We start from the raw sequence: 11,963 nt of genomic DNA on the forward strand, positions 1-11,963 counted from the left end.
CCACCGTGTCCTTTTTCGCCAAATGCGCCGGATCGCGTTTGTCCGTGGCGGTCTGGATGGGGAATTCCATCGCCCGGTCTCAGCCTTGCGCGCAGGGGGTGCGGCCGGCCCCCACCAGGGCGGGCAGGCGGCTGACCAGGGCGCGGCCCTTGTCGGCATTGCCGGTCAGAGTGGCGATGATCTGGTTGATGTCGACCTCGCCATGGCCCGGGTGCCAGCTGTCATAGTCGGTGATCATCGCGACCGAGGCATAACAAAGCTCGGCCTCGCGGGCCAGTTTCGCCTCGGGCATGTTGGTCATGCCGATCACGTCGCAGCCCCAGCTTTCGCGATAGACCTTGCTTTCCGCGATCGAGCTGAACTGCGGCCCTTCCATCGCCAGATATGTCCCGCCCATATGCACGGTGATGCCCGCGTCTTTGGCGGCGGTATGACAGGCCTCAGACAGGCGTGGACAGGTCGGATGGGCGACCGAAACATGGGCCACGCAACCGGTGCCGAAAAAGCTCTTTTCCCGCGCGAAAGTGCGGTCAATGAATTGATCCACAATGACAAAATCGCCCGGCGCCATTTCTTCACGAAAGCTCCCGCATGCGGAAACCGAAATCACATCGGTCACGCCCAACCGCTTCAGGGCGTCGATATTGGCGCGGTAGGGCACGGTGGTGGGGGAATGCACATGGCCGCGGCCGTGGCGCGGCAGGAAGGCCATTTTCACACCGTTCAGCGTGCCGGTCAGGATCTGATCGGATGGCGCGCCCCAGGGGCTGTCCACGTTCACCCAGGTTGACCCTTCCAGCCCGTCGATCTCATACAGTCCCGAGCCGCCGATTACCCCGATCATCGTGTTCATGAGTGCCTCCAGTCAGATGTCGTGCGCAAGGTGCACAACGGAGGCGGAAATTGGAAGCGGGATTTGACACGCGACAGCGCATTTCAGGCAACAGTGAAGCCTGGCGTGTCCAGCCCCCTTTCCTCGGCGGCGAAATCCGGCTACACGCAGGCCAAGTTTGCGCGAACATTCCCATCGATAGGTGACACCTTGCCCCGAGCCCTTCTGGCCTCCTATGCCGCCCGTATTCAGAAACCCGACCTGCGTCTCAGCCAGGGGGAACCCCTGAATGCCTCCCGCCTGCGGATCGAGATTCTGTCCGGCCTGACCGTCGCCCTGGCCCTGGTGCCCGAGGCGGTGGCCTTTGCCTTTGTCGCAGGTGTCCATCCGCTGGTGGGCCTTTACGCCGCCTTCATGGTCGGGCTGATCACCGCGCTGATCGGCGGGCGTCCGGGCATGATCTCGGGCGCAACCGGCGCATTGGCGGTGGTCATGGTGGCCCTGGTGGCTGAACACGGGGTGGAATACCTGTTCGCGACGGTGATCCTGATGGGGCTGTTGCAGATCTTCGCCGGCGTCATGCATTGGGGCAAGTTCATCCGCCTGGTGCCGCACCCGGTCATGCTGGGCTTTGTCAACGGGCTGGCGATCGTGATCTTCCTGGCCCAGCTGACCCAGTTCAAGGTGCCGGGCTCGGTCACGACTTCGGGCCACACGGCCGTGGCCGGGGACTGGCTGTCCGGCCTGCCGCTTTACATGATGCTGGGGCTTGTCGGCCTGACCATGCTGATCATCTGGGGCACGCCAAAGGTCACGAAACTGGTCCCCGCGCCGCTGGCCGGCATCGGCATCGTCGCCGTTCTGGTCATCGCCTTCGGCATCGACGTGCCGACCGTGGGCGACATGGCGTCGATCTCGGGCGGTCTGCCTGCGTTCCACCTCCCCTTCGGCTCCGGTGTGGGCATCTATGCCCCCGCCCTGTTGGCGCCCTTCACGCTGGAAACGCTCTGGATCATCCTGCCCTACGCGGTGATCCTGGCCGCCATCGGCTTGATCGAGAGCCTTCTGACCCTGAACCTGGTGGGCGAAATGACCGGCCGTCGCGGCGGTGCTTCGCAGGAATGTATCGCCCAGGGCGTGTCGAACGTCACCACCGGTTTCTTCGGCGGCATGGGCGGCTGTGCCATGATCGGCCAATCGATGATCAACGTGAAATCGGGGGGGCGCACGCGTATCGCGGGCATTGCGGCGGCGCTGTTCCTGCTGGCCTTCATTGTCGTCGCCTCGCCGCTGATCGAGCGTATCCCGCTGGCCGCGCTGGTGGGCGTCATGTTCATGGTGGTGATCGGCACCTTCGCCTGGAACTCGCTGAAGATTCTGCGCCGCGTGCCGCGAATGGACGCTTTCGTGATCCTTCTGGTGACGATTGTCACCGTGTTGGAAGACCTCGCGGTGGCCGTGGTCGTGGGGGTGATTGTCTCGGCGCTTGCCTATGCCTGGAACGCCGCCGCGCGCATCCACGCCGTCACCCGCGAGGAAGACGGCGCCAAGGTCTATGACGTCGAAGGCCCGCTGTTCTTCGGCTCGTCGGAAGGGTTCATCGAGCTTTTCGACGTGCAGGGCGATCCCGACCGCGTGGTGATCGAGTTTGCCCGTTCGCGCGTCGTTGATCAGTCCGCCCTGCAGGCGATCGAAGCGGTGGCCCTGAAATACGAAGCCGCCGGCAAGAGGATCCAGCTGCGCCACCTAAGCCGCGACTGCCATGACTTGCTGACAAAGGCCGGTCACTTGATGGTCGATAGCGACGATGATCCCGATTACGAGATCGCCGTGGACTATTCGGTACGTACCGGGATCCTCGGCGGTCACTGATCCCTTGCGGAGCCTGGCCGACAGGGCGGGCCGGGCTCCCGACTGACCGGCACGGAAATTCCGCCGCGCGTGCCGCGCGGCCGGAACCTGACCCGGGTGTCGGAACGGCAGAGGGCATCGCTGGGCACGGTCCCTGCACAGGCCGTGGCCCAGTTCACCGAATGACCCGAACCTCTTCTGGCCCCCGTCGAAAGAATGGGCGGGTCACTCGCCCGGACGTTTCAAGGTAAAGGCTTCGCGCACCACGGTATAGTCGCGGTATCCCAGCCGGGACAGCGGGGTGAACCGGGTCACGTCGAACTTGCCCCCGACCAGGCAATCGTCGCGCAGGTGAATGCCGGTCACTTCGCCGAAACAGACGTGATTGGCCTCGCCGGGCAACCGGGTGATCCGGGTCAGCTTGCATTCCAGCGCGGCGGGGGCTCCTGCGATGCGCGAACAGGCGATGGTCTCGCATTCCACCCGCTCCAGCCCCGCCAGTGCGAACTCATCCACCTCGCGCGGGTGAATGCCCGCGCTGGTGTTCATCGCTTCGGTTGCGGCCTCCTCGACCACATGCACGCAGAAGGCACCGGTCTGGCGGATATTGTCGAGCGTATCCTTGCCCAGGTCGCGGTCCGGCTTCGAACCGGTTGTGGCGAACATGACCTGGGGCGGTTCATAGGCAGCGCCGTTGAAGAAACTGTAGGGCGCGAGGTTGTCACGGCCTTGCCCGTCGCGGGTGGCAATCCAGGCGATGGGGCGCGGGGCGATGATGGCATTGAACGGGTTATGCGGCAGCCCGTGGCCGTTTTTCGGTTCATAGAACATGCGAAATTCCTGTGGTTTCCCTTTGCCCCCAAGGCCCTGCATGGTAGGGCGGTTTTCAGGCAGAAGAACACGCGGGGGCAGGGGTGTATAGCCTCGAAGTCGAAAACCAGGACGATTGGTGGGAGGTCGAGGCGCTCTATGACCTCTGCTTTGCACCGGGACGCGAGGCGCTCAGCTCCTATCGGTTGCGTGATGGCGTCGATCCGGTGGCCGAGCTTTGCCTGGTGGCGCGGGACGCGGACGGGATCGTCGGCGGGGCGATCCGCTTCTGGCCGGTTCTGGTCGGCGGCGCCCGAGCCCTGTTGCTGGGCCCGATCGCGGTGCACCCGACGCGCCAGGGCGAAGGGGTGGGTGGGTTGCTGATCCGTGACGCGCTGGAGCGCGCGGGCCCGCTGGGCTGGTCGCGTGTGCTCCTGGTGGGCGATGCACCTTACTATGGCAAGTTCGGTTTCGTGAAACTGCCCGGCGTGATCATGCCGCCGCCGACAAACCCGGAGCGGGTTCTGGGCTATGAACTGCGCCCGGGTGCCTGGCAGGGGATCACCGGCGGAGTGACCCGTGTGATCTGATCCGTTCGCCCGTGGCGGCGGCGCGACGCGGGGTGGAATCCAGCCGGACGAACGGGCCCTGCCCGGCCGGGCGGGGAACCTGCCCGATCAAGGCGGCGACCAGGGCGACCGAGACGCTGAACACCGCATAGATCAGCGCGACGAACAGGAAGGGCACCCCATTTGCCGTGGCATTCAGCGCAACCACGCCCCCGATCATCAGGCTGATCAACAGACTCGCAAAACGCATGACATCTTCCTTTCCCGACTGTCTTTCCGGCTGTGCCCTCAACCTGCGGGGAAGAGACGAAGAAAGTCTTAAGCCACGCGGGAAAAGTGCGGCGGCAACCAGGGGCGCCGCTCTGCCGGCGCCATAGGCCGATAACCCGGAAATAGCCCCGCACCAGCCTGGGCTACTCAAGGGGCTCCGGCAAAGCCGCCAGCGATGGGGGGGCGGCAGTGTGCCATGCGGGTCATCCTGCGTTTCCAGTCAGGAGGATGACACCAGAGGATGCGTCAGCGCGCAACCGGTCAGAGCGCCGTGCGCCGGTGCCGTGTCATCCACTCCAGCACCGCCGGACGCACCGATTGCGCACCGGACAGGCGTGCCTTGTCGATCACCTCTTTCAGGGCTTCGATGTCGATCGAGCGGATCAGGTGCTTGACCGGACCGATCGAGGCCGGGCGCATCGACAGGTGGCGCATGCCCAGGGCCACGAAACAGGCGGCTTCGATCGGCCGCCCGGCATCCTCGCCACAGAAACTGAGCGGCGTCCGGGCGGCGTCGCAGCGGGTCACGATCTCTTCGATCAGGTTCAGGAACGAGACATTCAGCGTGTCATAGCGCCGCCGGACCCGTTCGTTTTCCCGGTCTGCCGCATAGAAGAACTGTTTCAGGTCATTGCCGCCGATCGAGATGAAATCGGCCATTTCGAAGAACTGTTGCGGGGCAAAGACCATAGAGGGCGTTTCCAGCATCGCGCCGATTTCGACATCCTCGGGCAGGATATGGCCCAGGCGCCGTTCCCGCTCGATCTCGGTCAGCAGCATCTCGCGCGCGGCACGGAATTCGTCGAGCTGGGCGATGAAGGGAAACATGACCGTCAGCTTGCGCCCCGCAGCGGCACGGATCAGCGCCTGCAGCTGCATGCGCATGACGCCGGGCTTGTCCAACCCTACGCGGATCGCGCGCCAGCCCAGAGCCGGATTCGGCTCGTCGAGCGGGTTCATGTAGGGCAGCACCTTGTCCGAGCCGATATCCAGCGTGCGGAACACCACACGCTTGCCCTGGGCCGCATCCAGCACGCGGCTGTAGGTGGCCACCAGGTCCCCCCGGCGTGGCACGCGAGAGACGGTCAGGAATTGCAGCTCGGTGCGGAACAGGCCCACCCCGTCGGCGCCCGACCCCTCCAGCGAAGGCAGATCGGCCATCAGACCCGCATTCATGTGCAGGGAGACCTCGGTGCCGCAGAGCCCCATCGCGGGTTTGTCGCGCAGCTCGGCGTAACGGGCCTGCTGTGCGACCTCCATCGCCATCTTGTCGCGAAAAGCGCCGACGATACTGTCCTCGGGGCGCAGATGCACCACGCCCTGTTCGCCATCGACCAGGATATGGTCGCCGTTCAGCGCCTCGGTGCTGACCGGCCCCGCGTGCACGATCAGCGGGATCGCCCAGGCGCGGGCAACTATGGCGGCGTGGGAGGCGACCGAGCCCTCCTCCAGCACGATCCCCTTCAGTTTCCGGCCATATTCCAAGAGCTCGCCCGGGCCGATGTTGGTGGCCACGAGGATCGGGTTGGCGGGCATTTCCGCCCCGGTCTCCTTGCCCTGGCCGGTCAGGATGCGAAGCAGGCGATTGGACAGGTCGTCGAGGTCGTGAAGCCGCTCGCGCAGATAGGGGTCGGGTACCTGCGACATGCGGGTGCGCGCGGCCGACTGCTCCTTCTCCACCGCAGCTTCGGCCGACAGGCCCCGGCGGATGTCTTCCTCCATGCGCCGCATCCAGCCCTTTGAATTTGCGAACATGCGGTAGGCTTCCAGGACCTGCATCTGGTCCTTGTCGGCGGTCTCGGAGGTGGCCAGAAGTTCATCCACGGACACGCGCAGGGTTTCGACCGCGTCGGTCAGGCGACGCAGTTCCTCCTGTGGGTCATCGGCCACCGGGTTGGTTACGACCACGCGCGGCTCATGCAGCCAGACGTGGCCTTCGGCCGCGCCCTCCTGTCCGATCCCGCCCTTGAAGGTCGCGGGCCGCTGGTGCAGGGCGCCCATCGCCGCACCTTCGCCGATGAAGGCCCCCAACTCGGTCATCTCTGCCAGCACCATGGCAACCACTTCCAGGCCATAGACCTCGTCGGCGGAAAACTCGCGCGCCTGTTTCGACTGAACGACCAGCACGCCCAGAGTTTCGCCGAGTCGCTGAACCGGCACGCCCAGGAAAGATGAATAGATCTCTTCGCCCGTTTCGGGCATGTAGCGGAAGCCGCGCTTGGAAGGGGCATCGGCGGTGTTGATCGGCTTGGCACTGCCGGCCACACGGCCAACCAGGCCCTCCCCAACGCGCAGGCGGGTCTGGTGAACGGATTCGGGGTTCAGCCCCTCGGTTGCACAGAGCTCCAACGTGGTGTCGTCGCGGAACAGGTAGATCGAACAGACCTCGGTCTGCATCGAACCGGCAATCAGCGTGGTGATACGGTCCAGCCGTTCCTGCCCCGCTGACGCGGCGGCAAGTGTTTCACGCAAGCTGACCAGCAGCTTGCGGCTGTCGCTTTGCTGGCTTTCTGCCATGCGCTCCCTGACCTTCTTTTATCGTTGCGTCTCATAGTAGGCGCTGCGGCCCCGCTTTCCAATTCTTTCGCGACGTTACAGGCGGATATTTTCATCTAACGGGTGAAAGAATGGGCGGGCTGCTCGCCTTGATGCTGACCAGGTGGGCAGAGTGTCATGGCGCAGGTCTCGGTTTTCGAGGCGTGGCCGCCGATCAGGATGGCGTGCCGTTTCCTTCCCATGTTTCGGGCCAATTCTCTCTTCCAGGCGACAAAGTTAACTCATACCGACAAGTCTGATCTTGAAAGGCCCCCCATGCCCCGAAGCTTGCCCCTCCCCGCAGGGAGCGCAAATCCGGGCCAGACCGGCCTTCCCGCCGCACGGCAACATCGGAACAGCAGCGAAGTTAAAAAAACCGGCGTGGTTGCCCGCGCCGGTTTCCTGAAGCCTGCGGTGAATATGGGGTCAGCCCACCTTTTCCAACCCAAACGCATCATGCAGCGCCTGCACGGCCAGCTCCATGTACTTGCGTTCGATCAGCACCGAGATCTTGATTTCGGAGGTTGTGATGACCTTGATGTTCACACCTTCCTTGGACAGCACGTCAAACATCTTGGCGGCGATGCCGGTGTGGCTGCGCATGCCGATGCCCACGACCGAAACCTTGGCGACCTCGGTATCGGCGACCAGATCATGGAAGTTGATGTTACCCGCTTCCTTGGCTTCGGCCATCGCGGCCTCTGCGCGGGCCACCTGGTTGGTCGGGCAGGAGAAGGTCATATCGGTGCGACCCTCTTCCGAAATGTTCTGCACGATCATGTCCACGTTGATCCCGGCTTCGGCCAGCGGGGTGAAGATCGCGCTTGCGATGCCGGGGCGGTCGGCCACCGACAAGAGGGTCATTTTGGCTTCGTCGCGCTGATAGGCGACGCCGGAGACGACATTCTGTTCCACGATATCCTCCTCGTCGCAGACAAGCGTGCCTGCATTGGGGTCATATTCTTCAAAGCTGGAGAGCACCCGCAGCTTCACCTTGTAACGCATGGCCAGTTCGACCGAGCGCGTCTGCAGCACCTTGGCGCCCAGGGAGGCCAGTTCCAGCATCTCCTCAAAGGCGATCTTGTCGAGCTTGCGGGCTTTCTCGCTGATGCGCGGGTCGGTGGTATAGACCCCGTCCACATCGGTGTAGATGTCGCAGCGCTCGGCGCCGAAGGCGGCGGCGAAGGCGACGGCGGTGGTGTCCGAGCCGCCCCGGCCCAGGGTGGTGATGCGCCCGTCATCGGCAATGCCCTGGAACCCGGCGACCACGGCCACGCGCATGCCCTCGGCAAACTTGGACATGATATTGGCGGGCGGGATGTCCTCGATCCGGGCGGCCGAGTGCACGCCGGTTGTCTTGACCGGCACCTGCCAGCCCTGCCAGCTGCGTGCCGGGATGTCCATTTCCTGCAGGCGCAGGGACATCAGCCCCGCAGTCACCTGTTCGCCGGAGCTGACCACGGCGTCATATTCGCGCGCGTCATACATGTGCGAGGTTTCCTCGACCCAGCCGACCAGTTCGTTGGTCTTGCCCGACATGGCCGAGACGATGACGATGACGTCGTAACCATTGGCCACCTCACGGGCGACCCGCTTGGAGGCCCGGGCGATCCGGTCCAGCGTGGCGACCGATGTGCCGCCGAATTTCATCACGAGAATGGGCATTGGTGCCTCTTTTCCCTTCGTTCGCTTGTGATCCGGGGTGTCTTACGCAGGCAGGGGGCAAAGAGCAAGCGCTTATGGCCACCCGGCTTGACGGCATGGCACCCCGGCGCGGCTCCCTCTTGGAAAGGACCGCTTGCGCAGCCGGCCGGTGCCCTTCCACCCCGCCGCGCCGGGGCGATCACGCGGGGTCAGGTCGGGTCAGAAGGGCAGCGCCGTGCCATCGTAGCTCTCGAAACACCCGGTCGTCTCCGGCGACAGGGCGTCGAAACGGGCCATCAGCCCGTCGCGGGCCTGCGTGACGTCGATATCGGCCGCCTCCCCGCCCATGTCGGTGCGCACCCAGCCGGGATGATAAATGCCCACGGCGATGCGCTCGGGGGCGAGGTCGCGGGCCAGGTTGCGCCCCAGGTTCAGGACCGCCGCCTTCGAGGCGCGGTAGGCATAGGCGCCGCCGGGCGCCTGGGCGGAACTGGCCATGATCGAGGAAAGGATCGCCACCTTGCCCCCCGCCTTGCGCAGGTTCGGCAGCAGGGTCTGGATGGTCAGAAAGACGCCGGTGACATTGACCGCGAAGGCCTCGGCCCAGACCTCGGGGGCAAAACCGCCCTCCAGCATCATGCCCTTGTCCGGGTAGATGCCCGCGTTGCAGACCAGAAGGTCGATCCCGCGCCCGCCCAGGCGGCGGGCCAGCGCTGCCTGGCTGGCCGGGTCGGAAACTTCCAGGGGCTCGAAGCCGTCACCCGACCGGGCGGTGCCGATGACCTCTTCGCCGCGCGTCCCGTAGGCGTCATGGAGGGCCCGCCCGATGCCGCGGTTCGCGCCGGTGATGAGTGTGGTCATGTCAGGGTCTCCCGGATCTGTTCGTGACCACATAGGCGCAGATCGGGATCTGAGGCAACCGCGAAGGGGGGCTCTGCCCCCCGCGCTTGCGCGCTCCCCCCGGGATATTTTCGGCAAGATAAAGAGGTGGGACCGGTTCGGCGGGTCAGTTCGACTTGCGGGACGGACGGAAGGGCAGGGGCAGGACCGGGACGCCATCCTCGATCAGCGCGCGCGCCTCGTCGGGCCTGGCCTCGCCGTAGATCGAACGTTCGGGGGTATCGCCCAGATGCATGGCGCGGGCTTCCCTGGCAAAGCTGTCGCCGACATAGTCGCTTTCCGCTTCGACCTTGGCGCGCATCTCGGCGATCGCGCGCTCAAGCTCCGGGTTGGGCGTGGCGACGGGCGTGCCGGTCTGCGCGTCCGGCGCGGGATCGACCGGTGCGGGTGCTGCCTTGCGGGCCGGGCGCACCTTAGGGGCCATCAGGCTCTTTTCCACCGTGCTCGATCCACAGCTCGGGCAGCTCATATGGCCCGCCGTCCGCAAACCGTCATAGGCCGCGGCGTTCTGGAACCAGCTTTCGAACACATGTCCCTGGTCACATTTCAGCGTATATCGGATCATTGCCATCCCGTCATCAAAGCCGGCGCAGTATGGCAAAGCGTAAAAGCCGGGGCAAGGGGCCGGAGCGGGCCGTCGCCAGGGACGCTCAGTGGTGCAGGCGCGGGTCGAAGCTCTTGATGATCGCGCGCAGCTCGGGTTCGACGACCATTGCCGCAGCCTTTTTACGCCCGACCCATTTGCGCTTGCGCTGGTCGGCTTCGGGAAAATCCCGGGCAAGTTTCTTGACCTTCAGGGGAAAGACCGCGACCACGCAGGGCATCCTTTCACCGCCATGGCCCTTGTCATAGGCATAGAACCCCAGAACGTTGTGGCTGAGCTTGCCGGTGGCGCCGGCTTCCTCCCAGGCCTCGGTCGCCGCCGCGCCCGCCGGGGTTTCGCCATCCATCGGCCAGCCCTTGGGAATGATCCAGCGGCCGGTGCCACGCGTGGTGATCAGCAGGAATTGCAGCTTGCCCTCGTGGACACGGTAACAGAGCGCGCCGAATTGCGTGCGTATCGCGCGCTTGTCCGTTACCGCCAGTCGGATCGGCCTTTGCCTGACCTGTTCCACCGTCACTGCCTTAACCTTCATTCCGTTCCCCCCTGTCCGCCTGGGGAATTGCCTTGTTTTCCCCACGATAGGGCGTTTCGTCACGGGCACAAAGCAAAATGGCGCCAGGGCGGTCGAGACGGTACACCCCGGTCCGATTTGCGGCGCTCCACCGGCCAAAACCGTCTGGAACCGGACGGTATCGAGGGTGCCACCGGGCAGAATCACCGCGACCTTGCGGGTCTTCGGTCGGTCCCTTTCGGACATTCGTACGGGTGAGCTTGGGGCTTCGTGGGTTTTGGCGCGTTGTGTTGCGGGTTGGTCTGCCAGGCAAGGGCGGGTGGGGGCGCTGCCCCCGCGCGCTGTGCGCGCGCCCCCCGGGATATTGGTGGAAAGATGAAAGGGGGAGGCTTACCTGTTGTCCGGACGATGCATTTCGGAGTGTGGCATGGCTTTCCTTCTCATCATCTTTGGCGGTCTGGGCGCGGCAGCGCTGTGGTGGGTCTGGTCCCGGCGCAGGGCGCGGGTGGCGCTGCTGGCGCAGCCCTTGAGCGATTGGGCGCGCGAGGTTGTGGCCGAAGAGGTGCCTCTGACGCGCAAGCTGCCCACCGATCTGCGCGCGCGGTTCGAGGGCAAGGTGAACCTGTTTCTGCATCAGGTCGGGTTCATCGGCTGCGATGGGTTGGAGGTCACGGACGAGATGCGCCTGTCCATCGCCGCCCAGGCCTGTCTGCTGATCGCCAACAGCGATGCCTGGTATCGGGATCTGCGCACGGTGCTGATCTATCCGGGGGCGTTTCAGTCCATGCGGCAGGAGCGGCAGGGTTATGTGGTGACAGAGCGGCGGCGGGTGCGGCTGGGCGAAAGCTGGCAGCATGGGCCGGTGGTCCTGTCCTGGCAGCACAGCGAGGCGGGGGCCCTGGACGCGGGGGACGGGCGCAACGTGGTGCTGCATGAGTTCGCCCACCAGTTGGACGGGCTGTCCGGCCAGACCGACGGCGCGCCCGTGTTGGCACGTGGGCAGAATTTCGAGGATTGGCGAAGGGTCGTGGTGGAGGCGTTCGAGCGCCACCTATGGCAGGTTCAGCCCGGGCGGCGCACGGTGATTGACGAATACGGTGCCGAGGGGCCGGAAGAGTTCTTCGCGGTCTCGATCGAGCTGTTCTTCGAACGGCCCCACGCCTTGGAGGCCGGGGAGCCGGAGCTTTATGATCAGTTGCGCGCGCTGTTGGGGCTGGACCCGGCCAGCTGGGATTAGGGCTGGGACTCAATTGGCCCACCAGACGACGGCAGCTACGAGGAAGACGGCTGACAGGGAGACATCGGCTCGCTTGTCATAACGTGTTGCGATGCGCCGGAAATCTTTGAGGCGGCAGAACATCCTTTCGACCACATTGCGTCCGCGATAGGCAGCCTTGTCGTAGGAATGGGGGTGTTTTCGCGTCGGGTTTGGCGGGA

At 64.9% G+C, this 11,963-nt stretch carries 11 protein-coding genes and 1 pseudogene; 3 read left to right on the plus strand and 9 right to left on the minus strand.

What is annotated here, in order from left to right; genetic code table 11:
• Positions 1-853: pseudogene (locus tag Q1V43_RS13170) on the minus strand (S-methyl-5'-thioadenosine phosphorylase); the annotation flags it as partial.
• A 189-nt stretch (positions 854-1,042) separates the two neighbouring features.
• On the opposite strand from Q1V43_RS13170, the gene Q1V43_RS13175 reads away from it, so the two are divergent.
• Positions 1,043-2,704, plus strand: a complete 1,662-nt coding sequence (locus tag Q1V43_RS13175; protein WP_300518783.1) for a SulP family inorganic anion transporter — start codon at positions 1,043-1,045, stop codon at positions 2,702-2,704.
• 204 nt (positions 2,705-2,908) lie between these two features.
• Here the strand turns inward: Q1V43_RS13175 and Q1V43_RS13180 are convergent, their stop codons facing one another.
• Entirely contained in the window at positions 2,909-3,514 is a 606-nt protein-coding gene (locus tag Q1V43_RS13180) for a flavin reductase family protein (protein ID WP_300518786.1), read from the minus strand.
• 83 nt (positions 3,515-3,597) lie between these two features.
• Here Q1V43_RS13180 and Q1V43_RS13185 point away from each other — a divergent pair, with 83 nt between their 5' ends.
• Positions 3,598-4,083, plus strand: a complete 486-nt coding sequence (locus Q1V43_RS13185) for an N-acetyltransferase (RefSeq protein ID WP_300518788.1) — start codon at positions 3,598-3,600, stop codon at positions 4,081-4,083.
• On the opposite strand, the gene Q1V43_RS13190 is transcribed toward Q1V43_RS13185, so the two are convergent.
• The 6 genes from Q1V43_RS13190 to Q1V43_RS13215 all read right to left on the minus strand — a co-directional run bounded on the left by Q1V43_RS13190 (position 4,055) and on the right by Q1V43_RS13215 (position 10,547).
• The gene (locus Q1V43_RS13190; RefSeq protein ID WP_300518791.1) at positions 4,055-4,312 is read right to left on the minus strand and encodes a hypothetical protein; all 258 of its coding nucleotides are present in this window, start codon (positions 4,310-4,312) and stop codon (positions 4,055-4,057) included. The genes Q1V43_RS13185 and Q1V43_RS13190 overlap by 29 nt on opposite strands.
• A 281-nt stretch (positions 4,313-4,593) precedes the next feature.
• Positions 4,594-6,849 (minus strand): phosphoenolpyruvate--protein phosphotransferase, encoded by a 2,256-nt coding sequence (gene ptsP, locus Q1V43_RS13195; RefSeq protein ID WP_300518794.1) that lies wholly within the window; start codon positions 6,847-6,849, stop codon positions 4,594-4,596.
• A gap of 444 nt (positions 6,850-7,293) precedes the next feature.
• Positions 7,294-8,532, minus strand: a complete 1,239-nt coding sequence (locus tag Q1V43_RS13200; RefSeq protein ID WP_300518796.1) for an aspartate kinase — start codon at positions 8,530-8,532, stop codon at positions 7,294-7,296.
• Positions 8,533-8,730: 198 nt separating this feature from the next.
• Positions 8,731-9,372: an SDR family oxidoreductase gene (locus Q1V43_RS13205; RefSeq protein WP_300518798.1), complete on the minus strand. Its 642-nt coding sequence runs from the start codon at positions 9,370-9,372 to the stop codon at positions 8,731-8,733.
• A 145-nt stretch (positions 9,373-9,517) separates the two neighbouring features.
• Entirely contained in the window at positions 9,518-9,976 is a 459-nt protein-coding gene (locus Q1V43_RS13210) for a DUF1178 family protein (protein ID WP_300518800.1), read from the minus strand.
• Positions 9,977-10,061: 85 nt separating this feature from the next.
• Complete coding sequence (locus tag Q1V43_RS13215; protein ID WP_300518803.1) at positions 10,062-10,547, minus strand: NUDIX hydrolase; 486 nt, start codon at positions 10,545-10,547, stop codon at positions 10,062-10,064.
• A gap of 406 nt (positions 10,548-10,953) precedes the next feature.
• Between Q1V43_RS13215 and Q1V43_RS13220 the strand changes: the two genes are divergently transcribed.
• On the plus strand, positions 10,954-11,763 hold the full coding sequence (locus Q1V43_RS13220; RefSeq protein WP_300518805.1) for a M90 family metallopeptidase: 810 nt from the start codon (positions 10,954-10,956) through the stop codon (positions 11,761-11,763).
• A 9-nt stretch (positions 11,764-11,772) separates the two neighbouring features.
• Here Q1V43_RS13220 and Q1V43_RS13225 read toward each other — a convergent pair.
• Positions 11,773-11,963: transposase (locus Q1V43_RS13225; RefSeq protein WP_300518807.1), on the minus strand; the 191-nt coding region annotated here is incomplete at its 5' end.

Source organism: Aliiroseovarius sp., from assembly GCF_030148435.1.
Lineage (GTDB): Bacteria > Pseudomonadota > Alphaproteobacteria > Rhodobacterales > Rhodobacteraceae > JASBTN01.

Coding starts and splice junctions, on each gene's coding strand:
- Q1V43_RS13220 (WP_300518805.1), top strand. CDS start 10,954: ATGGCTTTCCTTCTCATCATCTTTGGCGGTCTGGGCGCGGCAGCGCTG.
- Q1V43_RS13200 (WP_300518796.1), bottom strand. CDS start 8,532: ATGCCCATTCTCGTGATGAAATTCGGCGGCACATCGGTCGCCACGCTG.
- Q1V43_RS13180 (WP_300518786.1), bottom strand. CDS start 3,514: ATGTTCTATGAACCGAAAAACGGCCACGGGCTGCCGCATAACCCGTTC.
- Q1V43_RS13205 (WP_300518798.1), bottom strand. CDS start 9,372: ATGACCACACTCATCACCGGCGCGAACCGCGGCATCGGGCGGGCCCTC.
- Q1V43_RS13210 (WP_300518800.1), bottom strand. CDS start 9,976: ATGATCCGATATACGCTGAAATGTGACCAGGGACATGTGTTCGAAAGC.
- ptsP (WP_300518794.1), bottom strand. CDS start 6,849: ATGGCAGAAAGCCAGCAAAGCGACAGCCGCAAGCTGCTGGTCAGCTTG.
- Q1V43_RS13215 (WP_300518803.1), bottom strand. CDS start 10,547: ATGAAGGTTAAGGCAGTGACGGTGGAACAGGTCAGGCAAAGGCCGATC.
- Q1V43_RS13190 (WP_300518791.1), bottom strand. CDS start 4,312: ATGCGTTTTGCGAGTCTGTTGATCAGCCTGATGATCGGGGGCGTGGTT.